Below are 26223 nucleotides of genomic sequence, written 5' to 3'. Positions count from 1 at the left end.
ACTACCAACCTTTCTTATTCAGCGGTGGAAAATCTCCATATTTATAAAAATAATACATGTTCATATCATGCTGCCATAAATGAATATCTAATTTTTGTCCACTGACCAATACTTTCATTTCTGCATTTATGCTATCTAAATAACTTTGTGTATATCTTGTGTCTGGATATAAAGTTTCTCCAAATTTAAGTACCTCACTTGTATTCTTATCAATCAATGCATATCCATAATTTTTATTAAAATTATTGGTCAATGAGTTACCATGAACACCTTTTCCACTCGCTGTCTTACCTGTTATCCCAACTTCCGAATTTGATGCAAATTGCCCATTGGATCTGTGCCATCTACCATTTGCATCTTGACTATAACCTTTAGTTGCTCCGTCTAATTTAGCTATGTCTACTCCATCTATTATTTTGCCCAAACTTTTATATGCAAAAATTGACACGATGGCTCGAAATATTGCTTGAGCAGGATGTCCTTCTTCAGCCGATATAGCTACACCTACCGTTCCGCTCACCAACAATAATTTCTGTGAGGCACATAGCAAGGTCATGCAAATTGGACTAATTGTTGCAAAACATGTTAAAGAAGATAGAACACATCCAAACAATGCCCCTTGCCAAAGTCCTTTAAAAGCATCCTGCAATACCGTCGAGAAATTATTTCCTCCTAAAATGGAATCAACAGCTCCAACAGCCGCTCCAGTTAAAGAGCCTATCAAAGTGTTTAGTCCTATAAATTTCCACGATGATGACAACACTTGCGACATTGTCATGCCAGCACTAAGTTCAGGTAGTGAGAAATATCCGCTCGGGTCCGTATACGTAACCGGATTCGCATTCGCATACAGATACTTGTGCAAGCTTATCGGATCGTAAAGGCTTCCCTGATAGCTGTCCATGCTTATGAACGTGCCCGTGCCCGGATTCATGTATCTTGCTCTCAGGTAGTATAGCCCCGTGTTCGCATTATACTGCTCGCCCGTGTAGAGGAAGTCGTTCTCAGTGCCGCCGCTCTTTTTCAGGAGGCTGCCGTATGCGTCGTAGGCATACTTGTCTGTGATACGTCCCGCTTCATTTGTAAGAAGCCTTGTGCTGCCAAGTCCGTCATACAGATAATACCATACTTCCCCGCTTCTTTCCATCGACATCAGCTCGCCGTCGCATCTGGTGTATGAAGCAGTCTCTTTGCCGTCCGCATCCATCTCGGCTGCCACATATGCAAGACTTCCGCTCGTGTCGGTCACGTAATATACCGTGCTGTCTTCATTGACTGTCTTCGATGTGCGGTTGCCTGCATAGTCATAGGTATAGCTCTCTATCGTGACGCTGTTGCCGCTCTGTACCGTCGCCTTAGTCAGACGGTTCTCCGCGTCATAGCTGTAGGAAGCCGTCTTTCTGCCCGCCTGCTCCGTCAGGTTTCCGTTTGCATCGTATGTATACGTGATGGTTCCGTCATCTGACTTCTCGTTTACGAGCTGGTTTAAGGCGTTGTATGTGTAAGTAGTCGTACCTTCAGTTATCTCCACCTCGTCAAGCTGCGTGTCCGCAAGCTCCGTGATGTCACCCTTAACCTTGGTTTCCTTTGACGTGCGGTTTCCCGCACTGTCATAGCCGTACTCGTTTGTAAGTTTGTTGTCTCCGCGTTCTATGACCTCTTTCGTCAGGCGGTTCAGGCTGTCGTACTCATACGCGATGTCAGTCTCTATGCCGTTTGTGATGTCAGTCACACTGAGACGTTCCCCTGCCTTGCCCAGACCGTAGGTATACTTTGCAAGCGTCACACCGTCTGCGTTTACTATGCACTCTTCCTTGAGCCTGCTGCACGCATCGTAGGTGTATGTCATGACATTTCCGTTCGGATAGCACACTGCGCTTCTGTTGCCGAGGGCGTCATACTCGTACACCGTCGCCTGACCGTTCCTGTCTATGACACGCGTCACGCGGTACATGATGTCGTATTCGTACTTTGTTCCGCCGAATCCGTTGTCCATGGACGACAGCCTGCCGCACTTGTCGTAGGTATACGTCAGCTTATTCCCTGCTGCGTCTGTCTTTCCTGTGAGTCTTCCATAGCTGTCATAGCTGAAGCTTACGGTTCCCATGCCGTCCGTGACCTTTGTGAGAAGTCCCGCCTTGCTGTAGGTGTATGAAGTCTTTTCTCCTGACACGTTCTTCTCCGTGAGGCGGTCCATATCGTCATAGACATATGTCGTGACATTTCCCGCACAGTCTGTGTACTTCGCCACGTTTCCTGTTTCATCATATACGTATGAAGCAGTTCCGCCCAGAGCATTCTTAACCGTGGACACCCTGCCGCCTGCATCATAAGTGTAGGTGGTGGTGTTCCCAAGCGCGTCCGTAACCGTTGCCAGATTGCCGTTTCCGTCATAGCCGTAGGTGTAGGTTCCGCCGTCTGCGTCTGTCACGCCTGCAAGACGGTCTGCGCCGTCATAGGCATACTCCGTCTTACTGCCGTTCTGGTCTTTCTGCTCAGTGATTCTGCTTCTCGCATCGTACTTAGCAGTTACGCTGTTGCCGTCCGCATACGTAGTCTTTGTCACGTTGCCGTTGTCATCGTATTCATATGACGTCACGCCGCCAAGCGCGTCCGTCTGAGATACAAGTCTCGAAGCCTCGTCGTATGCGAACACGGTTGTGTTACCAAGTGCGTCCGTTACGGAAGTATTCCTGCCGCGGCAGTCGTATGCATAGGTGGTCTTTCCGCCGCCTGTGCCTGTAACTGACGTCACGTTGCCTGCTGCGTCATAAGTGTATGTCTCGCTTGTCCCGTCAGCGTATGTTTTCTTCGTAAGGCGGTTCAGCTTATCGTACTCCATCTGCACTGTCTGCCCGCTTCGGTCTGTCGCCGACGTGTTGTTGTCGTTTGCGTCATAATCGAAAGTCTCACATGTTCCGTCCGGGTATGCAGTTTTCACCGTGTTGCCGAGGTCATCATATTCATACGTGATTCTGCGTCCCTTTGCGTCGGTTGATGCTATCATGTTTCCATCCGCATCATACTCATATGCCGTCACGTTTCCGGAGTTGTCAACGCTCTGGATAATGTCTCCCGCCTCGTTGTAGTTGTAGGTGCTTGTGAATGTGAGCGTCTCACCATTCTCTATCCGGCTGACCGTCACCGAAGTGCACCTTCCGTCTTTATCGTAAGTGTATGATGCTGTCTCGCCCGCACCGTTTGTGGTGGAAGCAGCATTTCCGTCCGCATCGTATGTCACCGTCTGGACGGTTCCTATCCCGTCAGTTACTCCCGTGAGTTTTCCGTCTGACGAATATGTGTATTCCGTATCATTGCCGTCAGCGTCAGTCAGGCTTGTCAGTCTGCCATAGTCATCGTACTCCATTGCCATGACGGTCTTGTCCATCATCTGTATGCCGGACACAAGGTTATCCTGTGTATATTCACTTGAAACGGCTGTGCCGTCTGCGGCGGTTACCTTTGTCACGTTGCCTGATGAGTCATAGTCATAGCCTGTGGTATTCCCGTTTGCGTCCGTTGTCGAGAGAAGATTTCCCATGTCATCATAGGTATTTGTCGTCTTTCCTCCGCATGCATCCACCGTCTGGAGTATGTTGCCGCTGTCATCGTAGGTGTATACCGTGGTATTCCCTCTGCGGTCCTTCACCGCTTCCGTTCTTCCGTCCACATCATAATCGTACTCTATTCTGTTCTCGTCCGCATCTATGGTCGCAATAAGCCTTCCGTCATCGTCATACTCATTCCTTGCCACTGCTATGCCCATCGGGTCGGTGATTGATATCAGGTTGTGCTCCGCGTCGTATGTGAAGCTCACCGTGCGGTCTGCACTGTCAGTCACGCTTATAAGGTCGCCCGCATCGTCATATGCGTACTTCGTGGTGTTCCCGTTCGGATCCGTCGCCGCCGTAACACGCTCTTTGCTGTCCCTGTCAAATATGATGCTTTTTCCGTTTTCCGCATGGTATCCGTTTTCATCAACCGTTATTACGTTGCCGTCGGTGTCAGCTATTTTGTATACGCCGCCATCCGCCGTCATGTACATCTGCACGCCGTCCTTGTTGGTGAGCTTGTATTTCAGGTCGTCAAACATGCTGTCCTCGTAGAACATCAGCCCGTTGCCTGTAAAGTATGCAGTCGTATCGCCTATAATCTCGAGCTTCACCTTCTGGCTTGTCACGCATTTGTATGATACCGTCACCTCGGATATCGGCACGAGCGCCCTGCGCTCCGGTGAAAGCGATACTTCAAATCTGTCGCTTGTCCCGTCGCCGTATGTCACGGTTACGTCATGGCTTACCGTTTCGCTTATCTGGTATGCTGTTGAGAACAGGGAACCCGACTGTGTCATCTGGTACCCGTTTGCTATATCATTTGTCTCGTACAGCTTCATGCCTGATATGCCGAGCGTCCAGCCGATACCGAAGTCGCCCTGCTGCTTATTCCTGCTGTCGTACATGCGGTTTACAGTCACCGTGGAACCGCCCATCTTTGCCGTTATGTCGGTAAAGCCTATGTTCATGGCACCGACCTTGAGACCGCCTTCTACCACGTAATCATTTTCAAGTCTCGTCCTGTTGCCGCCCTTGTCGCATACCGTCAGCCTTAAGGTGTACTGTCCGTTCATAAGCATGGTTGTGTCAAGTCGTCCCAGAGTACCGTCCTTCACTTTCTCTGTACCTTCTGAGAGAAGTAGGAATCTGTCATGCGGTATTCCAGCTTCCAGTAATCAAGCTCCGTCTCATCATATGCCGAGCCTGTTATGTCCACAGGCTCCGTAAGCGCCTCATCTATCGCAGGCGATGTTATCTCCGCTACGGGAGCCTTCTTGTCCTTGTCGTTGAAGAGGTTACAGTAAGCAGTCACCTGTCTTTTCTCGCCTGCTGTGTCCGTTCCGACTGCGGTTATCCTAACTTTTCCGGACACTGCGGACGTAAATTCCGTCTTCCTCGTTCCGCTTGCTATCTCCTCTTCGCCCTTATATATAACCAGAGTACTCTCATCAATATCCGACGGCAGTGTCACCTGTACCTTGACCGCAGTTCCTATTGCAGCCTGACTGTATGACAGGCTGACAGAGAACGGCTTGTCCTGCGTCTCCGGCTTCTGTTCTTCTCCGCCGCCTTCTTCTTTTCCTTCTTCTTCCTTTCCGCTGTCTTTGCCTATCTCGCCCGTGTTCTCATTTTCAATCGAAGATGTCCCCACGGTATACCCAAACGACGCCGATGCAGTTCCGCTGTTGCCATTTGTATCCGTGGCAGTGAGCGTCAGGTAATAAGTTCCGCCCGATAGCTCTGACGTGTTTATGGAGCCAAGTATGCCGTCTGTTACCTCTTCCGTGCCTTCCGATATGGTCACCTTGTCGCCGTACCCGCCCAAGCTGTATGTGAGCGAGTATCTGTCTAAATTTCCTTCCGCGTTTACACTGCCCTTTATATCTATCTGCGACTTGTCTTCGGACAGTGATATCGAGTCGATGGAACCCGAAAGGGCGTATGACGATGTACCCGTACCCACCTCGATATACAGGGTTATGCCATAGTAAGAGACATTTCCCGCCGCATCCTTTACGGTAAGCCGTATATCGTATGTGCCGGCAGTAAATTCCGACACGTCAAGCGTTCCGAGTACGTCATCTGTCACTGCCTCGCTGCCCTCGGCAAAGACGTGATACTCATCTTCACTCTGCGCGCGGTACGAAAGTGTATAGCTGTCAAATTTGGTTTCATCATCAGCTGTTCCCTTTATCTGTATATTAAATCCAAGCTCCGAACCCGAATTTGGTGATGTAATCTCTGCCACAGGCGGCGTAGTGTCCCTGTCGTCCACCACGGTGATGGTGATTTCCTTCTCGGAAGTATTGCCGCCGATATCCGTGGCTACCGCCTTTACTTTTATCTCACCAGCCTTGTCAGGAGTTAATATCACTCGTCCAAAAGAGCTGAGGCACAAGCTCCCCGTCTATATACATCTCATACGAATCCACGCCGTAATCATCCAGCGCATATCCGTCTATCAGAAGTTCCTCTCCCACTTTTATCTCTGTCTTTGCTGTGTCTATATACACCGTAGGCGGAACCGTATCATCAATCTCCTCGTATACTCCCGGCTCAGTAGTACACACAACCGCCACGGCAGGGAAAGACAGCGTCCCCTCCGCATCCTTTACCTGATACTTAACCAGATATGTGCACCCTGCTGCAAGCCTGTTCGGAAGCTTGCCCTCAGTCCATCCCGCGTCTTTTACATTCTTGTAGCAGAAATATTCCTCTCGTATACCCTGTGTGCTGTCATCAGTGTGGTCTGCATCATAAGCCTCATAAACTGCATTTGCAATACATTCCGAGCTGTCCTCACTGTCTTCCGAAACCGTTACGGAAACCGACGCAGCAGGGCGTGTCTGTACAAGAAGCAGCCTGTCATACTGCTCCGTATCAGACCACAGGCGGTACCCGTCCAGAGCATCGTTGTCACCCGTCGGATTGTCCCTTACTGCAAGCCGTATGGAATATGCTCCCGTATTTTCAAACACCGTAATAGGCTCGTCCACTTTCTTTACTATATTTTCAGCCTCACCTGACGACGACGTGAAAGCCGACGGATCGTATTCATACCCCCACTGTTCTTCATATATCTTATCATTTTCGGCATCCTGATAATAACCCTTGTAGGTGATTATATCATCTGTTGTTATGTATTTGTCTATGCTGTAGTCCTTGCTGAGTACAGACTGCAGTATGTACGTGTTTATCGTGTCCATCTTGGAAGATAGGTCGTCCAGTGATACGTACATGCCGCCCGTATTCGCGGCATTTAAAAGTCCGAGATACTGACTTTCGTTTGTATCACTGCCGATTCCGGCAAATGCCGCCTGATTTCTTATGAGTGCAGCCGCAAGCTCCGCCATGGCGTCATCGGAAACCAGTTCCGGCACCTCAGCGCTGCTTATGTTCAGCACATAATGTGACGCCCCTGCCCTCCAGTCATATCCGTCTACAATATCCGAAAGGCTGCTTCCAGTCATTGTCTCCATGGTTATGTTCTTGAATGTGAAGTATGACCTCTGCCAACAGTCGTGCCATGCCTGACTTGTGATAGGTCCAAACCCATAGCCATAATCGTTTTCAGGCAGAACAAAGTTATCTATCACAAGAGTGTCCCCATCCCACACCGATATGGTGCTGCTGTCAACCACTATCTTGAAATGATGTTCCGCATACAGATTTGGTATGCTGTATGTCCTTAAAAGCTGACCGACATTCTGCACCCACTCTACACCGCCGTCTCTGAATCTCTGAAGGTTGTCGCAGTCTATACGGACGAGTTTAAGCCCCGACCGAGTCACAAGTATACAGAATCCCTTTATATAATTATCATCATCGGAAACCGTTGTGTTGAACAGGAAGCCGCCGCCCTCCATGCTGTGCCAGTCGGTGTTATCACGCTGCAAATCGAATTCAAATGTCTTCTGCCCAGGATTGTCATTTGCTATATAAAGAAAATCCTTCTTTGGAGAACTGTAATATCCTATCATCTTGATGGCATCTTCTTCATATATGATGTGCTCTGCGTAGCCGTCGCAGTTGTAGTGTCCGTATTCCTTCCACGCAAATGTGTCCTGCGCGGTATATGTGGATGTGGACACAGCATCCACCTTGGCGTCTATCCCGTTCTCTGCAAGCAGAGTCTTAAGCTCATCGGCTTTCTCCGTATAGACAGCCATGGTGTCAGCATCGGTCTCGCCGACCGTGAATACTATATCAGCCGACTTTGACTTTTCAATATCAAGCGCTGCCGTCGGCGCCTCATTGCCTACTTCAAACACGCACTCCGAAACAGCCTTGCCCGATGTATCATCATGCAGATACGCATCTTCCGTCAGGAGCTTTGGTATTGTGTCGTCAAAGGTCTCGTACACTGTAATCGATACCTTATATCTGCCGACGTTCTCTGTCGTGTAATCAACAGCCGCCTCATTTTCGTCGCTGATTACCGTGCCCTCAGATTCGTCAAACTCTCCATTGTTGTCCTTATCATAATATATCGTCCACACACGTCTGCCTATAGTATCTCCATCCGGTGACACCGAACTGTCGTCTATGTGCACATATGTCTTCCCCTCTTCATCACGCATAAAGTATTTATCCGACAGTTCAAAATCAGCGCATGGCGCTTTATCCTCCTCAATCACCAGTTCTTTTGTAACCGTGTAATTGACCTTCCCTGTTGTCACGGTGACAGACACCATATAAGTGCCGGCTTCCCTAAAAATCATCTCCCTGTGGAAATAATCTGAATTTTCTTCATCCACAGCATAATACTGTCCGGCATCTTCCCCGTCTCTGGTTATGCTCCAGACCGTATTCTCTTTCTGTATGTATTCCGTGTTCATAATCTCCTGCACGGACAGGCTGACCCTGCGGTTTTCTTTCTTTGTACCATCTGCCGCTACATCAATCTCTGGCTTGAAGATGAAATCAAGCATGTCCAAATCACACGGTCCTGCATTTATATTTACTTTTGTTCCGTTTATACATACCTGTTTTGCTATGATGCGACCATTCAGGTTCAGTTCGTTTGAATTGATACATACACAGCCGTTTGGCGCGTACAGAACGGCATTCATTGATATCCCGGAACCATTGATGGTAATGTCTCCGCTCTCTGAGGCAATAAACAGCCTTGAGCCGTTCGCTGTGCTCATGCTTCCCGCATTGTATGTAACCGCTCCCGTTGCATATATGATTCCCTGTCCCATAAACTCTGTCGTATTGAATGCGGCATCGCCGTTTATATAAAGCGATGTATCAATGATTATGCTGTCGCTTCCAAACTGCGTGGAAGCGTCATAGCATACGCCGTTTGCTGATGTGTATTCGGTCAGCTCTTCTGTGATATCCGGCATCTCTATTCTGTCTGCTTTTTCCAACTTGGAGCCTATCTGTATGGAGTCAGAACCGACTGCCGTCTTTATTGTTATGCCCTTTGAAGCCTCAAGCACTCCGTCTATCTTTATGCTGCTGCCCTGATAATAAAAATCCTGATTTGTATGGACTGAACCGCTTATACTTGTATTTCCCGTATAAAGCGACAGATTTGAATCTCCGGATGTGAACACTGCGTAGTTTAGTCCGCTCCACTTTTCCGGGACCTCCTGTACCCTCCGAATCCCCGCCTTCTGTATCTTCGTCCTTTTTATCCTCCGAAGCCGAAGCATCTGCAAATGTTATGCTCTCCGGCATGGCAGGTTTTGCACTGCTTCCGTGAGCCATAAACCCAAGGGTTACGGACTGCCCCGCAGCTATCGTGCTGTTGTATGTTTTTGCTTCAAGCACATACGTGCCGTCATCGTGGTTTTTTATATCAGCGTTCCATATACTGTCTATCTCGCCGTCATATGAAAACTGAATCTCCCACAGACTCTTTGCACTGTCCGTGTCGTTTGCAAGCGTTATCTCCGCATTCACATAATTGTCCCATGCACTTGCTTCCTTGTAAGTAATGGTGAATCCGTCTGACGAATAAGTCTTCTGAGTGTCTGTGCCTTCAGACGGTGCCGCATAGACGGACTGCGGAATCAGCCCCAGTATCATGGCGCATACAAGGACGCACGAAATGACTCTTTTCAATAAGAAATTTTTCCCCTTTAACATTGTTTCTTCCTCCCTTTGAAATGTGGTTTATGGTTATTGTTTACTTTTTCTCCTCAGCTTAATACAAACTATACCCTGACTTTAACTGCCTTTAAAATTTATTCTGAATACACCAAATTCCTAGTTCAAAAATCAGTACATAACCTGCAACCGTTATTAATCTATTTCCTTTTTTGCATTCATTACTAACCTCAATAATTGATTTACGTTCTTTTTGAACATCGGAAATTGCTACATAACATGCTACAATGTCACCTTACTTATAATATTTACTTGAATATGCTGTCACATGAGTATCTTCATCTGTAATATCTATTTCATACTCATAATACCATTCTGCACTTCTTGAACCTGGGCTAAAATCTCTCGACGATATTACCCCGTCTACTCGTTCACCTATTTTACATTTGCTTGAGTATATAACATTTGTATAACAACCGAATGCAAATAATATAACAGTCACAACTAGTAATAAGCAATTAATAAATACCTTATGTTGAAGTATTACATCTTTTATTCCATGCTTATATATTCCATAGACATATACAATTATCCATAAAATAAATGCAAACCCAAAAAGTTTCATTAGCCCTCCTATGAACCAATTTTTGAATATCCATCCAAAATTCCTAAAAACCCATCCTTAAACATATCAATCCAGTTATAACCCATTAATTTCATTATCGCTTGATTCATTCCACCATAAGCAACTGCCGTTGCTAGCATGCCATCAAACAAAACTGCATAACTGAGTATTTCCGCCATTGAAACTATTCCCTGTACTTGCGATTCTAATGTTACGCTAAAATATAGTTGACTGACAAGAAACATACTATATATGGCTTCCGCCGTGCTTCCCCCACACAGCCCGCCTGATATCATATACGCCCCTGCTCCGGTCTCAGGGTCTATGACCATATACCCTGTTCCCGACCAGCTGCCTATCGTCATGTCCTCTGCCGGAATTGTGACTATCTTACCTGCGTTTACGGCTTTGATTTATATTTTGTAACTATATCTTTCTGCACCTCTATGTGAAATTTATTCCACGCCAAACGGTCTACATAAATTGCCGTTCTCCAATCCCCTGCCCGCACGCTGGCTTCTGCGGTCGAATCGGCAAGCGCTTCCGCTGATGCCTCGCCCATACTTGAAATCTCATCTGTCAAAGATGCAAGAATCGTCTCTCCTGAATTTCCACTTTCTGCGAAAACTATACTGCAGTTTGTCGGTAACACTGTCAATAACATTGATATTGACAGCACTACAGCAATAATTCTTCTTGTCATTTGTTTTAATTTCATATGCTTACTCCCTTCTTTTTGCCCCCCGTCTTTTACACTTCAATTCCCATCGCACGTATTGCATTTATATTTTTTTCTGCGCGCTCTGCCTTTAATTGTGAAACTTCTTTTTTGGTTGCTTCATCTTCAAAAAGTTTCCCATATCTTTCAATATTGTCACGAAACCGCCTTTCATACCAAGTCAATTCCCGCTCTCCTTCTTCTTCCGTAATTTTATTATCTAGAATGTCTTGCTTTAATTCCATTTTTATCTCTTGATAATCACTTTGCACTTTCACTCTATAGGATTCTTTATTCGGATACTTTGCCGGCAAAATAAATACATCCTCATTACATTCAGTTTTTCTGCTGATATACAAATTACTAAAATCATATAACTCTAAATAATCCACGCATGTCTTTAAATCCACCACCTTGTCAAACGCCGGAATTATATAATGCTCTATTCCAGTCATGGCAAACGCAATCTGTTCCCTAAGAGATGCTTCATCTCCCTTTTTGATGATATAGTCAACTCCCGGCTGTTCATTCTCATACACCGTTATTTCATTGCGTTTTGCCTTCATGTACATATGAGGCATCGTAGTATGTATCCAGTCCATGCAGGCATACACAGACCGGTTCAGATTGATCTCCGGGCGGTATATACTGCCGACCGCACAGTATACTTCAAACCGTTTTTCCTCCAACTGCGGCGACAGAGCCTGCTCCAGCCGATAGTTGATGACTTGAATAATCTCGGGAGTTGCCATCCTCACAAAGTGCGGATACCTCCCCTTTACTTTCTTGAACCCATGCGGCTCCAGCGTTTCCTTAAACGCCGCTTTAAGACTCTTGTCCACTTCCAATGTTCCCATTTCTCTTTCTCGCACACAACAGATGTACGATACCCCCTTTACGTTAATTGAACAATATAACTCTGACTATGAAAGTATTTTCAGTGGCTTCAAACTGTATCTCACCATTATTTTGATTCACAACATCCTGTACACTCTGTAAACCCATGCCATGATTATACGAATCATCTTTGGTGGTAAGAAAATGTCTCCCTGATTTACGCAGTTGACCATATACTGATAATCGGCACAATTATCAGAGCCACACTCGGCACTATCTGCTGCTCATTCCGGCTCTGCATTATCCTTCTCAGAAGACACATAAACACAATCTCCATGCTGTAATTATTCAGTCTATGCCGAATATACTGTCCTATATCTACGCCGCTGGTCGTAATCAAATCAATATCCAAGAATAATAAATCAATCGCATTCCCATCAATCCCCTATAGTTAAGCAAAATGTTTACATTTCAGACTATATCACCCATACCATCTTAAATCAAATGCTTTGTAGTAGGCTGCTATTCAGAACCGCCGCCATCATCTCCACTTTCAGATAAGCGCCGAGTATCACCCCCCGGAAGATGTATTCCTCAATGATTGCCGGTACTATTGCAAAACAGATTAGGGATAGCCAGAATGGGTAGACTGTCGTATCTTCCATTCCGCTGCTCTGGCTGCTTGACAGCACGCTTGCAAAGGCATTTAACAGCATGGCAACTCCTCCTTTGAAAATTTATTTGAGTACCGGCGCTCACGCGCAGGCACAGATTTGAAAAAAATAAGGCGTATGGATTTTTAATTTCCATACGCCTTAACGCTGTTAATTATTGTTTGTGCTGACAAAATTGAATTGTTTGATTAAGCTTAAATTTTAATTTTCTCATTAATCAGCAGACACTTTTTAGAACGATTATATGTTGGTCAGTATACTGTGTCAATTTTTTTTGGAAAAAAACTTCGCAAAACAGACATTCCTTTGCACCAAACCGATCATTCGCCAATTGCTTTATCAACCGGCCACGACTTTCTGAGAGCCATATAAGAGATCAGAAAGTTTGCAAGCCATCCCGCCGGCACCGCAAGCCAGACAAATTCGATACCAAAACGGGGCGCACAAATCAGGGCAACTGACAGACGAATCGCGAGGTTGACCATATTTGCAATGAGAAATGGGCGCATGATCCCAAGTCCTCGAAGGACCCCGTCGGTTGCCATCTTGATTCCCATGAAGATGAAAAAGTAGCCAATCCATCTCATATAGCCCCCAGACACCTGATATGCCAAAGCGGTTCCATCTTTGCCAAGGAATAAAGATGAAATCTGAGTATGCAGTGTTTCAATGACTATAAATGCGATGATCGCAAAGCACACATCCAACACCAACGCAGCCCGATATCCTTTTTTGATACGTTTGATTTTCTTTGCGCCAAGATTCTGAGAAACATACGGTGAAACTGCATTTCCAATGGATACAAATATCAGTGAAAAAACATTCTCTACCCTCATCGTTGCTGAGTAACCTGCAAGTGCCTGTGTACCGAATGGATTTACAACTGCCTGAACGATCATCATACCAATCGACACTGTGGACTGCTGAAGAACCGATGGTACGGCAATTCTAAGCATGAAATGTAACTCGTGCCTGTCAAACCAATCAAAACGGCCTTTATATTGGCACATACGCCAAAGAAAAATCAGCAGTGAAAACACTGCGGATATTCCCTGGGCAATAAGAGTTGCAAGAGCTGCACCGAAAACGCCCAGGCCGAGGCCTGCCACCATCCAAAGATCCATAACAATATTCAAGACAGAAGAAAATATCAAAAGACCCAACGGTATCTTTGATTCACCGATTGAATTGAACATTGTTGAAAGAATATTATACATAAACAAAAATGGAAATCCGGCAAAATAAACACGAAGATACAGCACCGCTTCATCCAGTATGTCAGCAGGTGTCTGAAGCAGCGTCATCATCGAACGTGAAAAGATAAGACCACATACACCCAAAAGTATACTCAAAACCATAAAACTTATCAGCGATGTTGATACTATTGTTTTCATTTTACTATAATCCCTGGCTCCAAAATAGCGGCTCACAAGCACGCCCGCACCTATGCCGGCACCGAGTGCCACACAAATGAATACATTTGTAAGAGCGGCACATGCGCCAACAGCCGCAAGTGCAGATGATCCGACATACTGGCCAACTATTATTGAATCAGCCATATTATACACTTGTTGAAAAAAGCTGCCCAAGATCATAGGCATTGCAAAAACAGTCAGCGCTTTAAGCGGTGCATCTGTGATCAAATACTCATCTTTTGACATTATGTTATTCCTCCAAACTGAATATTAATCCACTTGTCCTTATTTACAACAACAAGAGGGACACCCCCTAATAATCTCTTACTGGAAAGTGTCCCTGTTATTTTTCTGTTATTTGATTTCCCTGTGAATCAGGTCAAATTACTTTGCGTTTCTGTAGATGATATCGTTTCTTCCCGGACCATTTGAGATCATTGTGATTGGGAATCCGATATGCTCTTCAACGAACTCGATGTACTTTCTGCAGTTCTCTGGGAGATCCTCGTACTTCTTGATTCCTCTGATATCTGTCTTCCAGCCTGGGAGTGTCTCATATACAGGTTTTGCCTTCTTGAGCTTTGATGTTGTTGGGAAGTCTGTTGTAACCTCACCATCGATATCGTAGCCTACACATACTGGGATCTCATCGAGATATCCAAGTACATCAAGTACTGTAAATGCAACGTCTGTTGTTCCCTGGATACGGCAGCCATACTTTGATGCCACACAGTCGAACCAACCCATTCTTCTAGGTCTTCCTGTTGTTGCACCAAACTCACCGCCATCACCGCCGCGGCGTCTGAGCTCATCTGCCTCGTCGCCAAATATCTCACTTACAAACTCGCCTGCTCCTACTGCGCTTGAGTATGCCTTACATACAGTGATGATCTGCTTGATCTCGTATGGAGGTATACCTGCACCGATGGCACCATAAGCTGCCAGAGTTGATGATGATGTAACCATAGGGTAGATTCCGTGATCCGGATCCTTAAGTGAACCAAGCTGGCCCTCAAGAAGGATGTTCTTGCCCTCCTTGATCGCCTCATAGAGGTATGCTGATACGTCACATACATAAGGAGCAACCATCTCCTTGTACTCCATGAGTGTGTTGAATATATCGTCAACCTTTAAGAGTGGCTTGTGATACAGGTTCTCAAGAAGAACGTTCTTCTGTACTATAACTCTCTCGATCTTCTCCTTCAGTGCTTCCTCATCAAAGAGCTCGCTTACCTGGAAACCGATCTTTGCATATTTATCTGAATAGAATGGAGCGATTCCTGACTTTGTTGATCCGAATGACTTACCTGCAAGTCTCTCCTCCTCGTATTCGTCGAAGAGAATGTGGTATGGCATAACCATCTGTGCTCTGTCAGATACAAGGATCTTAGGCATTGGTACATTTCTGTCTGTGATGGACTTTATCTCCTTGAAAAGAAGAGGGATGTTAAGTGCAACACCATTTCCAATGATACTTGTTGTGTGACTGTAGAACACTCCTGATGGAAGTGTATGTAAAGCAAATTTACCATAGTCATTGACAATTGTGTGACCTGCGTTGGCACCACCCTGGAATCTTACGATTATGTCTGACTCCTGGCCTAACATGTCTGTGATCTTACCTTTTCCTTCGTCGCCCCAATTGGCTCCTACAACCGCTCTTACCATAATACTTTTCCTCGCTTTCGCAGCATTTTGAAATATTTTCTGATATCCGTATTGTGGCTGTTCAAATGTTTCTGCCTATACATAATATTTATAAGCAAATCACTCACAATACCTTTTTATTATAACACTATAATGTCATAAGTAAAATCAATATTATTTATATTTATTATAAGCGTATCTTATATTTGTCTTTACATTTTGTAGAAACCAACATAAACTGTAAATATGATGGATTTTGTCCACACCTGATGTATTTTTGCTTATTTATCGCATGTTAAATTTGCACTCAAACTAGCATGTATCTGCCAATCTCAGTCGAATCTGGAGGAAATTATAAATGAACATAAATTTCGAATATTACAAGATCTTCTACCATGTCGCCAAAGCATCCAGCATATCCGCTGCTGCCAGGGAGCTGTGTATATCCCAGCCAGCCGTAAGTCAGGCAGTCAAAGCTCTGGAGCAGGCGATCGGCATAGAACTGTTCATCCGAACCAAGAAGGGCGTCTCACTGACAAATGCCGGAGAAATCCTCTACTCCCACGTTGCAGCGGGATACGAATCCATATCCCTGGGTGAACAGCAGCTCTCACAGCTCCTCCACATGGAGACTGGTGAGATAAGGATAGGTGCAAGCGATATGACACTGCAGTTCTATCTCCTGCCATATCTGGAGCATTTCCACCAGCTATATCCGGGGATCAAGGTTCATGTCACAAATGCTCCGACTCCCAGCACGATAAATCATCTGCTATCAGGCAACATAGACTTCGGTATCGTCACCAGTCCTCTTCCTGCAGATCCTCACATGGAGATCAGGCAGGCAAGGGAGATCGAGGACATCTTCATCGCCGGACCAAGGTTCTCATATCTTCAGGGCAAAACTCTGGACTACCACGATCTGGACGAGCTTCCGATCATTTGTCTGGAGCACGACACAAGCACACGCGCATATGTCGACACATTCCTGAGCCATGAGGGCGTGACTCTGCAGCCCGAATTCGAGCTTTCTACCAGCGATATGATTGCCCAGTTCGTCATGAGAAATCTCGGCATCGGCTCCATCATGGCAGACTTCGCCCAGAGCTATATAGACCGCGGTGACCTGTTCCGCCTGCAATTTAAAAAGCCCATACCAAAGCGTCACATGTGTATCATCAGTGACAGGCGCCGTGGTATGAGCGTTGCTGCAAATAAACTTATGGAGTTGTTGTAGGAATCATCCCCACACCCATATACCATAGTAAAATAGATCATGTTCGTCCATTTGAACACGCCCTATTCTTATCACATATTTCTATAATCCGGAATCAGCTCATCACACAGCCCTGTCTTCTCAAGCAATTCTCTTGATGAGTCACCGTAGATTCCAACTATATATCCGGCTCCGGCTGCCGCCGCTGCCCGGATTCCCGACGGGCCATCCTCTATGACCATGGTCTCTCCCGGCACTGCTCCGATGCGCTCCATGGCCCGGATGTACATATCAGGAGCCGGCTTAGCATTCATGGTTCCATCGTCGTATGCGCACAGCGTTATATCAAACCACCTTCCGAGATCAAACTCTTTAAAATAGAATGCGAGATTTGTCATATTTGACCCTGTGGCTATGTTCATATTTATCCCCTGTCCCTTAAGTTTATCAAGGTATGCCACTAGGCCGTCCACCAGCTTGAAGTTTGCAGTATCTTCCATGTACATCTCTCTGTACATAGCCTCTTTCTCCTCGGTAAGTTCAAGTATCCTCTCCTCGGTTAGCGTACCCTTTCCCATGAGGTATTCCAGAATATCCTTGTTCGTGTGCCCCAGCACATGATGCTGAAACTCCTCCGTGCTCATCTGTCTGCCAGCAAGCTTCTCCGCATAATCCTTCCATGCTATCTCATGATACTTTCCGTCAAATATCATTGTGCCGTTCATGTCAAATATAATGTTCTTTATCTTATTATTCATCTTATTCATCCTCACTAAGCAAATGCTTGTATGTTCCGTCTATTCCTATCGCTCCAAGCGGCGCAGTCACCACGATCGCCAGCACAGCAACCGACAATACTATATTACCACATGCCAGCCCTGCCGCAAGCGGAACTGATCCGATGGCTGCCTGAACTGTAGCCTTCGGAAGATACGCGATGACACAGAACAGCCTTTCCTTCCATGTAAGTGATGTATGTGCCACGCAGATCAGAACACCAACCATTCTAAATGCCAGTGCGACAAATATCATAAGGAGCGCCGGAAGTCCTGCTGCCAGGGTGTATCTAATATCCAAAGCCGCACCCACAAGCACGAATAATATGACCTCCGCCGCAAGCCACAGCTTTCCAAATTTCTGTGAGAGTCTTCCCGACACCGACTCTGGACATTTGAGTTTCAGGACACATGCCATAGCCACCACCGCAAGGAGTCCCGACACCGACACCTTTCCCTCAAGCCATCCCTCTATCGCTATAAGCAGGAACGAAAATCCCAGCACGATGATGACCTTCATGCTGTTTCTCACGCAGTGTTTCCTTGCATAGGAAGTCTCAAAGAACAGATAAAGTCCATATCCAACGTCCACGCCAAGCAGTACTCCAAGCACGATGGATATTGGTATATTCACGAAATCCATGACATGAGCACTTCCGCCCTGCGCCATGCTGAGAAATGTGGTAAAAAGCACTATGACAAATATATCATCGCAGGACGCCCCCGCAAGTATCATCTGCGGAATCGCCTTGTCAGTTCCGTACTTTTTCTCTATGAGATTCACCATTCTCGGAACAACGACCGCCGGTGATACCGCGCCTAGCACCGCGCCCATGACAGCTGCCTCTGTGCGGTTTATTCCAAGTATAACAGGTGCGCACAGTATATATCCGAGGATCTCAAATGACGCCGGGACAAATGAGAGTAGCACAGCCGAGCGTCCCGACTTCTTCAGATCCTTAAGGTCAAGGGACAGTCCTGCCTTGATAAGTATGATGATAAGCGCTATCTTTCTGAGATCCGCAGATATGGACAATATGGACGGATCAAAGAGATCCAGCACATACGGACCAAGAACGATTCCCGTCGCCAGCATTCCTATGATGCGCGGCAGCTTAAGCCTCTGACAGATGGCGCCCATCGCCAGTCCGACGATGAAAATTAGTGCAAGTGATGTCAACACGATAAACAATACCTCCTTAAATTTAGCAGACGCATCAGTGATTAAAAAGAGTTAGGCATAAAAAAGCTGATGCTTTCTGCGACAAAAATAATCGTAGAAGTCATCAGCTATATCAGCAGTTTAGGTTGCCCTTCCAGGGCTTCCAAGGGAGAACCTCATTCCCTTTTATAATAATTCTACATCTTTATCCAGCCAAGTGCATTTGCAACAGAGCTGAGCAGGATAATGATGGCAAATACAGGACAGAGATATTTGATCATGACTACAAATACCTTCTTTCTCCTGAAGGCACTCTCGCCGTGAATTATCTCCTCCTCTATCTTATCTATTCCAACTACCCTTGACACAAACAAACTTGTGAGGAATGCCGCTATAGGCATCATCACCGAATTGGTGAGGAAGTCGAACAGGTCAAGGAACTGCATGCCTATGATCTTGATTCCTGCCAGCGGACCATATCCCAGGGATGACAGACTTCCAAGTGCAAGCATGATAACTCCCACAAGCACCGTTGCTTTCTTTCTTCCCCATCCAAGCTCATCCTCAAATGTCGACACTGCACTCTCAGTAAGTGCTATGGAGCTTGTGACAGCAGCAAATAGTACGAGCAGGAAGAACACGATTCCTATGACAGTTCCAAATCCCATGTTCTGGAATACCTTTGGAATAGTGATAAACATCAGTGATGGTCCGGCCTGAAGTGTATTCGGATCTCCTCCAGAGAATGCAAATACCGCCGGGATTATCATAAGTCCCGCCATGATCGCTATACCTGTATCGAATATCTCTACATTTCTAGTCGAATCCTCTATCGCCGTATCTTTCTTCATGTAAGAGCCAAATGTTATGAGTATTCCCATGGCAATGGAAAGTGAGTAGAACATCTGCCCCATGGCAGCAACCACTGTCATCCACGAGAAGTTCTTCACATTTGGCACAAGGAAGTATTTTACTCCCGCAAGTGCGCCCGGTCTTGTCACGGAATATACCGCAATGATGACTGACAGAACGATCAGTATAGGCATCATGATCTTTGACACCCTCTCTATCCCATTCTGCACACCGGCAAATATAATGATAAGTGTGAATGCACAAAATGCCACAAAACACAGCTCCGTTGACACACCATTTGATATGAAATCGGTGAAATATCCATCCTCAGCCAGCAGCTTTGCGTTTCCTCTGAAATACTCCACCAGGTATTTGATGACCCAGCCGCCGATAACCGAATAGTACGGCACTATAAGCACAGGTATAACGGCATTTATCCAGCCGCCAAACGACAGCCATTTCTTCTTTCCAAATGATTTGAATGCCCCAACCGGACTCTTTCTCGTCATTCGTCCGATCGCAGTCTCCGCAACTATCATAGTATAACCAAATGTAAGTGCAAGCACGATGTATATTATGAGAAAAATCCCTCCGCCGTACTTTGCCGCAAGATAAGGGAATCTCCATATATTTCCAAGACCCACAGATGCACCTGCCGCCGCCAGCACGTACCCCAGCTTGCCCGAAAATGAACTTCGCTTACCATTCTTCATATCTTCCATATACTTTCACCATAGTTTACCTGGAACTAATCCTCGTAATCTTTCCTTCCACATTTATTTGCATATACATGTGATTCTAACATGACCCGAGAGGAAAAGCCACTATATATTTGAACATCATCCGACCAACACTATTGTCACAAGAAAAGAAATCCATAACCTGATTTAAAAAAGGATTATGGATCTCCAAACTGTATCTTCATGGTCTTTAATTGTTCTAACTGATCTCTTCTATCATATATCACGGCTGTAACATATACTCTACTCTCTACTTTATTTATCCAATAGTACACCAAGAAATTACTAACACTTACTTTTCGTATACCATCTGATCTCCATGGTTCCTCATCAGTCAATTTGTGTTTCTCCGGGAATACAGATAATGACATTATTGTATTTTCTAATTTGTTCAAAAGACTTTTTGCAGCCTCTGGCGCAAACAATTCACGAGAAACATAATCAACTATCTCTTCCATCTGTTCCTGTGCTTGTTGCGTAATCTTAACCTCATAAGTATTTACCAAATGTTATACTCTCTTTCTCAAATCAGCAAAAACATCTTTAGCTGGTCTTGAATCATCTGTCCTCGCTTGTTCAAGTCCTTTTTGCATCAATGTATCAAACCTTGTATCAGTCATAGTATCTCTTGTTTCAATTTCTCTTGAAACCTTCAATTCAAAAGGGATACCATTGGCAGAAATGACCTGTCTATAGGTCATATCAATAAATACAGATACTGGAATTCCTAATTTTTCTAAAATCGCCTCCGCAGATTCCTTAATATCCGGTTGTATTCTAGCTGTAACGTTAGCTGTTTTAGTTGCCATAATAACACCACCTCTCAGCTTGAGTGTACTACAATGTATTTCTAATTGCAATACATTAGTCTTTTTAACATAGCAAAATTTTTATGTGTTGGTTTTATGTTTCACACCTTTTTATCAAACGTGCATACTTATTCTCCGAATCCTCAACAACCTTTATCCTGCCCTGCCTTATGAAATGTTCTATCCTCGCCGCATACCACCAGTCACCGACTCCGATCGGAACCTGTCCCAGAATGTCACCGATCAACCTGCACTCCTTAACCGGCTTGTCCGTCAGCCTGTTCCAAATGATAAAATCATAGAAATCCTCTGACACACTGAGCACTGTTCCATTTACCACAGCCCTAAGCGAAGCATTTTCAAGTACAAGCTCGCCCCACATCTCCGCATACATTCTTATCTCATTTGATGTGAGTTTACTCTCATTTCCGAGAAATCCGGCAAATTCCTCCGCTGCCACTTCGCTCCAGCTATGATATGTCACTATGACATTTTTCTTCACAACATGCTCTGGCTGAGTGACAACAGACACTTCATTTGGATAGTCCTTCAGTATGCTGCATACATGGTAAAATCCACACCTTGAATACGGAGCGTCGCTGTACCATATTCTTACCGGCTCGCCATTTTCAAGAAATCTTATAAGCCTTGCAAGCTCCCCAGCATACACATCGCCAAGTCCCTTAAGTTCATTATCATATTCATCGTCCTGCTCCCACTGGTTCTGGGCATACATTGAGTAGATAAAGTCCTTGCGGTACTGACTGTCAACTGCCTCACCTATGTAGCCCATATCCAGCATGAAACCAAGACAGATCACCTCGTCAGAAGAACCCTGTATCCACAGTGACTGGCCATTCTTATATTCCACATCCTCGCATTTTGCCGCTTTCATGGAGCCTGCCGAACTTTCTCCAAATAGTATCTCTACCATAATCTGCTCCTTTTGAATCTCGTTTCTATTTTGTGCATTTATCTGCATCACATTCTTTTACCCATTCGCCCAGTTTATCCTGTAGTAGCTTTTTATCTGGTAAATAAAGCTGATACTTCGACGCAAATATATTTGAATCCTTTGGAAGAGTCAATTCCACCATAGAATCGTCCTTGTCTTGGCAAAGTAGAACTCCTATAGTAGGATTTTCATCCTCCTGCTTTTCATAACGATCATAGTAATTCACATACATCTGCATCTGTCCTAAATCTTGGTGTTTCAGCGAACCTATCTTTAAATCAAAAAGAACAAAGCATCGTAACATTCTATTATAAAACACTAAATCTACCCTGAAATGTTCTTCATTAAAAGTAAATCTTTTCTGTCTGGCTACAAAAGTATATCCGGTGCCCAACTCTAGAAGAAATGACTGCAGATTATTGATCAACCTCGTTTCCAGTTCATTCTCTGAATACTCACTTTTATCCTCCAGCCCCAGAAATTCTAAAACATAAGGATCTTTAACCAAATCAGAAGATTTCTCTATTATCTGTCCCTCCACAGATAGTCTCTGAATCTTATCTTTATCAGTACTAAGTAAAATTCTGTGATACAGAGCACTATCGAACTGTCTCTCTAATTCACGCAAGCTCCAGTCATTCTTTACAGCTTCAATTTCATAAAAATGCCTCTCATCAACATCTTCTATTCGCATCAATTTCAAGTAATGTGACCAACTAAGATAAAATTTTCTTCCCGTGTTAATCGATGGAAGATCCTTGAATTGGCTAAACACTGTTTCGCCAATTTGATCCGCAGAATAAACCTTATAAAATTGACGAATATTTTTTAAATTTCCAACAGAAAATCCTTTTCCAAAATTCTGTGTTAAATAATCAGATAATCCCTTCAAGAGTTGCTGTCCATATGCTGCTCTCCGTTCTCCGCGCTGTTCTTCCTCTACGATTATTCTGCCAATTTCATAATAGGCATATACCATAGTGAGATTAACTGCCGTTTTAGCATTCTTCCTTGCTTGTAACAATACATTTCCTCATCTGTATATCCTACAAATGACTTGATATTGTATATTTTTTGTAATAAATCATAATCCATATACATTTCTTTTTATCCTAGCAATTATTTTTTTTTAACCATATTCATTAATAATTCTTCCATTTTAGGAGATAAGCAGCTTTTGGGCTTAAGCATTCTAATTATTTCACTTAAAACAGCACCAAAATCATCTATTATTTCTAACTCACCATGGTCAACCCAAACAAAATCCCTTGTTATTTTTGAAAAACATAATTGTTCACCATCACCTATTAAATCTGCAATTACAATCAAGTCTTCTGGTAAGTCTCCAGAGTCCATAACAAACTTGTCCGGCCCATAAAAATGTGCCAATGAGTTTCTAATTTGTGCTTCATTCGTGAAACTTAACCATTCTTTATATGTTTCAGGAATAAAAACATTGTGTTTATTTTCCCAATTAGAAATCATTTCATCTGATGCAGGTTGTTTGAACCATGAAGCATCGTCACCATAATCAGATGCAATCTGTTCGCATAAGCGCACAAGTTCTTTGAATTTCTCCATTAAACTATTGTGAGGAATATTCATAATAGTATCTCCCTGATTCTCATCCCGGTTTTAGGTTTCGGTTTATCAACTCTCAATCCACAATTTCATACCCTGCTACCGCCAGAACTTCTAGTGCTTTTTGAAAATTCTCCTTCTTCACCATAACATAATCCGTATTATATGTGGATACTGCAAATATCGAAATTCCGTTATCCGCCAGAACAGATGCGATCTTAGCCAGAATCCCGATCAAAGAAAACTCCAGTACTCCCTGAATGCGGAAGGCTCTCCAGCCATCATCACGCTTTATAACATTTGCCGGCACTTCACTCACCGGGCATACCAGAGACCTTTCCTCATCAGTTTTTCCTATAAAACAATACTCAGAATCGAGATTCGCATATGTATAAGCTTCCACCTGACACACTGAAAATTCTTCATCAATCTCTTTTATCTCCATGACCTCTCCTTGAATCTATTTTGTAAGCACCTTTTTGCAATATCTATGTGCACCACAATGAGGACAAACTAATTTACGCTTTGTTAATGTATGTGCTCCCATTACATATGACTTCATATCCGGAACAAACCTTGTGTTACAATCAGGGCATTCAAATGCTCCTGCCTCTCTATCAAGAATACACGCAATCACTATTCCGCCACATACCACTACTAACCCTATTGCGATAAGCAGAACCCTCAGCCAATTCTCCATCTCCAGAATTCCTGACAGTAAAAACAATGGAAATGCCGCAACGATCGTGAGTGCCGCAACCATTGCTGACAAAATAATTTTCTTTTTGCTTTCCTGTGCCTCCCTAACTAAATTCACCATATTAACCTCCGCTTTCTTTCGATAATCCTCTTCAGATACTCTTTCGCCAGACAGTAATTCATTCACTGTTATCTCTAATTCATCACATAACGGCAACAATAATGAAACTTCCGGAAAACCATTTCCTCGTTCCCATTTTGAAATTGTTTTATCGCTGATTCCAAGTTTTTCAGAAAGCTGTTTTTGAGTATATCCCTTTCTCTTTCTCTCATCAGCGATGAATCGGCCAATTTTAATCTGGTCCATATGTTTCCCTCCTTTCTGGCTCAATTATCTCCCCTTTTTATTGCAAATCACACCCACGAGGCGTAGAATATGGTGAATCTATGCGGGTTCTACGCTTCGTAGACTAGGCAAAATAAGCTATTTGCTCTGAATGTTCCATACATATCCCCTTGCATTTATTATCAACGCAATTGAACATACCACTGTCATAAACAACGGCACCACAACAAATCCGGCACTAATATTTTCTTTACTTCTAAATGGCGTTTTTTCCACCTGACAATTATGTCTTGAAATAATTCCATCTATTTTTGTCACATATTTCTCATCAAAGCTACTTATGTCTTCTAAATCACTTACCATCTACGACAGCCTGCAAATCATTATATATTCCTCATCATTCTCGTCCACGATCTGGAATCCAACTTTTTTGTACATTCCGACTGCATAGTTCTGCTTTTGCACAGACAGTGAACCGCTCTTATATCCACAGTTTTTCAGCTCCTCCAGCATCCTTTTCATCAGCTCTGTTCCAATGCCGTAATTCCTGTATTCTTTGAGTAGTGAGATTGCAAAAGACGGTGTATCGTCATCAACATGCCCATAGTCATCCATAATACGAACCCACACAGCTCCAACAACTTTATCATTTGTCTCTGCGACAAATGCCATATCCCCCGCTCTGTTTCCAAAGTCGTCAACGTACACTTGCAATTCCGGCTGATTGATAATGTCCCTTGGAGGTGCCTCCACGCCCTCCGGAATAAATATTGCCTCATATAAAAATGTATCTAATATCCCGGTTTCTTCCTGTTTTAATCTTCTTATTGTGTAATCCATAAAGTCCCTTATTTTTTATTTTCTAAAATAGAATCACGATCTCTTCTTTACCGGATGCCTTATAACAGTTTTACATTTTTCCGGTGCAGTTTTTCTTGGGTCTGATAGATAGATTTCGTGATGATGTCGTTCATCAGTGAAATCATTTACATACCCATTATCTTCCAAATATTTATCCATCACTGCTACTGTCTCAGGTTCATTATCAAATGCTCCTATATACATGACCTGCACACACAAGCCTTCATCAATACTCAGAAATTCTGCACAAGTACAATCAATCTTTTTCTTCTTTGACGCGGTCTCCACCGCCCAATCAAAATTCTTCTTTGTTATAAAATCAGGAAGACGAATAACAGAAATCCAGTTAAATGCAGATTTATCTGTATAATCCACACCTTCCACATTATCCTGCCACCAAAAGCCTTCAAGCGGTGGGACTACATATTCAAAAAATCCCTCTATTTTGTAATCAGTCTTATAACTCATCTTGAGAGTGTACGCAACAGTATATAAAACGCCAATCGCAGCTTTATATTCTCCGCCCTCTTCATTCGGGTCGCCCTTGCCCCTTACCGCTATGTAATTCGCCTTTGGAATCGTTACGATCTGTGGCTTATTTTTCGGCAAATAAAACCCTTTGTATTCTTTCTTAAAATCAAACGCCATAACTTATCTCCTCAATCTTAGCAATATCACCATATTCCTCCTGTTTTT

The 26223-nt window shown here is 44.2% G+C and carries 26 protein-coding genes and 1 riboswitch; of the genes, 1 reads left to right on the top strand and 25 read right to left on the bottom strand.

Translation table 11 applies throughout. The features are described 5' to 3' along the window. Position 1 precedes the first annotated feature (1 nt). The 12 genes from DWX57_RS00590 to DWX57_RS00535 form a co-directional block, all read right to left on the bottom strand. Positions 2-4669, bottom strand: a complete 4668-nt coding sequence (locus DWX57_RS00590; RefSeq protein WP_120122845.1) for an RHS repeat-associated core domain-containing protein — start codon at positions 4667-4669, stop codon at positions 2-4. Further along, positions 4666-5928 (bottom strand): hypothetical protein, encoded by a 1263-nt coding sequence (locus tag DWX57_RS00585; RefSeq protein ID WP_120122844.1) that lies wholly within the window; start codon positions 5926-5928, stop codon positions 4666-4668. Before DWX57_RS00585 ends, DWX57_RS00590 begins: the two co-directional genes overlap by 4 nt. Further along, a complete protein-coding gene (locus DWX57_RS14785; protein WP_442872074.1) occupies positions 5912-8905 on the bottom strand; it encodes a DUF7305 domain-containing protein in 2994 nt (997 codons plus the stop codon). Before DWX57_RS14785 ends, DWX57_RS00585 begins: the two co-directional genes overlap by 17 nt. A gap of 88 nt (positions 8906-8993) precedes the next feature. After that, the gene (locus DWX57_RS00575) at positions 8994-9653 is read right to left on the bottom strand and encodes a cellulose binding domain-containing protein (protein ID WP_120122842.1); all 660 of its coding nucleotides are present in this window, start codon (positions 9651-9653) and stop codon (positions 8994-8996) included. Between the two features lie 256 nt (positions 9654-9909). After that, positions 9910-10239 carry a hypothetical protein gene (locus tag DWX57_RS00570; protein WP_117875550.1) on the bottom strand — a complete coding sequence of 110 codons (330 nt, stop codon included), beginning with the start codon at positions 10237-10239 and terminating at the stop codon, positions 9910-9912. A gap of 8 nt (positions 10240-10247) precedes the next feature. Then, positions 10248-10604, bottom strand: a complete 357-nt coding sequence (locus tag DWX57_RS14210; protein WP_173795154.1) for a hypothetical protein — start codon at positions 10602-10604, stop codon at positions 10248-10250. Positions 10605-10639: 35 nt separating this feature from the next. Continuing rightward, positions 10640-10957, bottom strand: a complete 318-nt coding sequence (locus tag DWX57_RS00560) for a hypothetical protein (protein WP_120122841.1) — start codon at positions 10955-10957, stop codon at positions 10640-10642. Positions 10958-10989: 32 nt separating this feature from the next. Continuing rightward, positions 10990-11814, bottom strand: a complete 825-nt coding sequence (locus DWX57_RS00555) for a hypothetical protein (RefSeq protein ID WP_118649297.1) — start codon at positions 11812-11814, stop codon at positions 10990-10992. Positions 11815-11857: 43 nt separating this feature from the next. Continuing rightward, positions 11858-12046: a GHKL domain-containing protein gene (locus DWX57_RS14780; RefSeq protein ID WP_118016752.1), complete on the bottom strand. Its 189-nt coding sequence runs from the start codon at positions 12044-12046 to the stop codon at positions 11858-11860. Positions 12047-12294: 248 nt separating this feature from the next. After that, a complete protein-coding gene (locus DWX57_RS00545; protein ID WP_117875520.1) occupies positions 12295-12510 on the bottom strand; it encodes a CPBP family glutamic-type intramembrane protease in 216 nt (71 codons plus the stop codon). A gap of 278 nt (positions 12511-12788) precedes the next feature. Further along, on the bottom strand, positions 12789-14129 hold the full coding sequence (locus DWX57_RS00540) for an MATE family efflux transporter (protein WP_120122840.1): 1341 nt from the start codon (positions 14127-14129) through the stop codon (positions 12789-12791). A gap of 138 nt (positions 14130-14267) precedes the next feature. After that, positions 14268-15551, bottom strand: a complete 1284-nt coding sequence (locus tag DWX57_RS00535) for an adenylosuccinate synthase (protein WP_004849677.1) — start codon at positions 15549-15551, stop codon at positions 14268-14270. 337 nt (positions 15552-15888) lie between these two features. Here DWX57_RS00535 and DWX57_RS00530 point away from each other — a divergent pair, with 337 nt between their 5' ends. Further along, entirely contained in the window at positions 15889-16767 is an 879-nt protein-coding gene (locus DWX57_RS00530) for a LysR family transcriptional regulator (protein ID WP_120122839.1), read from the top strand. 71 nt (positions 16768-16838) lie between these two features. Here DWX57_RS00530 and DWX57_RS00525 read toward each other — a convergent pair whose 3' ends face one another. The 13 genes from DWX57_RS00525 to DWX57_RS00465 form a co-directional block, all read right to left on the bottom strand. Continuing rightward, positions 16839-17504 carry an HAD family hydrolase gene (locus tag DWX57_RS00525; RefSeq protein WP_243106133.1) on the bottom strand — a complete coding sequence of 222 codons (666 nt, stop codon included), beginning with the start codon at positions 17502-17504 and terminating at the stop codon, positions 16839-16841. 1 nt (position 17505) lies between these two features. Then, positions 17506-18705, bottom strand: a complete 1200-nt coding sequence (locus DWX57_RS00520) for a cation:proton antiporter (protein WP_120122837.1) — start codon at positions 18703-18705, stop codon at positions 17506-17508. Between the two features lie 87 nt (positions 18706-18792). After that, positions 18793-18877, bottom strand: a riboswitch (Fluoride riboswitch). A gap of 4 nt (positions 18878-18881) precedes the next feature. Next, on the bottom strand, positions 18882-20258 hold the full coding sequence (locus DWX57_RS00515; RefSeq protein ID WP_118757550.1) for a sodium-dependent transporter: 1377 nt from the start codon (positions 20256-20258) through the stop codon (positions 18882-18884). Positions 20259-20434: 176 nt separating this feature from the next. Further along, positions 20435-20782 (bottom strand): type II toxin-antitoxin system RelE/ParE family toxin, encoded by a 348-nt coding sequence (locus tag DWX57_RS00510; protein WP_243017659.1) that lies wholly within the window; start codon positions 20780-20782, stop codon positions 20435-20437. Between the two features lie 3 nt (positions 20783-20785). Continuing rightward, entirely contained in the window at positions 20786-21085 is a 300-nt protein-coding gene (locus tag DWX57_RS00505) for a type II toxin-antitoxin system RelB/DinJ family antitoxin (protein WP_118649302.1), read from the bottom strand. 94 nt (positions 21086-21179) lie between these two features. Continuing rightward, entirely contained in the window at positions 21180-22019 is an 840-nt protein-coding gene (locus DWX57_RS00500; protein ID WP_243104986.1) for a DUF3658 domain-containing protein, read from the bottom strand. A 25-nt stretch (positions 22020-22044) separates the two neighbouring features. Next, a complete protein-coding gene (locus DWX57_RS00495) occupies positions 22045-23064 on the bottom strand; it encodes a PDDEXK nuclease domain-containing protein (protein ID WP_270227060.1) in 1020 nt (339 codons plus the stop codon). 95 nt (positions 23065-23159) lie between these two features. Next, positions 23160-23645 carry an SMI1/KNR4 family protein gene (locus tag DWX57_RS00490; RefSeq protein WP_120122836.1) on the bottom strand — a complete coding sequence of 162 codons (486 nt, stop codon included), beginning with the start codon at positions 23643-23645 and terminating at the stop codon, positions 23160-23162. Positions 23646-23697: 52 nt separating this feature from the next. Then, positions 23698-24066 carry an ACT domain-containing protein gene (locus DWX57_RS00485; RefSeq protein WP_120122835.1) on the bottom strand — a complete coding sequence of 123 codons (369 nt, stop codon included), beginning with the start codon at positions 24064-24066 and terminating at the stop codon, positions 23698-23700. Positions 24067-24081: 15 nt separating this feature from the next. Further along, a complete protein-coding gene (locus tag DWX57_RS00480) occupies positions 24082-24687 on the bottom strand; it encodes a helix-turn-helix domain-containing protein (RefSeq protein WP_120122834.1) in 606 nt (201 codons plus the stop codon). Positions 24688-24804: 117 nt separating this feature from the next. Beyond that, entirely contained in the window at positions 24805-25029 is a 225-nt protein-coding gene (locus DWX57_RS14205; protein WP_187115847.1) for a hypothetical protein, read from the bottom strand. Next, positions 25030-25506 (bottom strand): GNAT family N-acetyltransferase, encoded by a 477-nt coding sequence (locus tag DWX57_RS00470; protein ID WP_120122833.1) that lies wholly within the window; start codon positions 25504-25506, stop codon positions 25030-25032. Positions 25507-25539: 33 nt separating this feature from the next. Then, positions 25540-26175 carry a GyrI-like domain-containing protein gene (locus DWX57_RS00465; protein WP_120122832.1) on the bottom strand — a complete coding sequence of 212 codons (636 nt, stop codon included), beginning with the start codon at positions 26173-26175 and terminating at the stop codon, positions 25540-25542. Positions 26176-26223 lie beyond the last annotated feature (48 nt).

It is taken from the genome of Coprococcus sp. AF19-8AC (assembly GCF_003603115.1).
Taxonomy (GTDB): Bacteria; Bacillota; Clostridia; order Lachnospirales; family Lachnospiraceae; genus Coprococcus; species Coprococcus aceti.
Note: the sequence above shows the minus strand (reverse complement) of the source record. Positions and strands in the feature narration are given on the sequence as shown.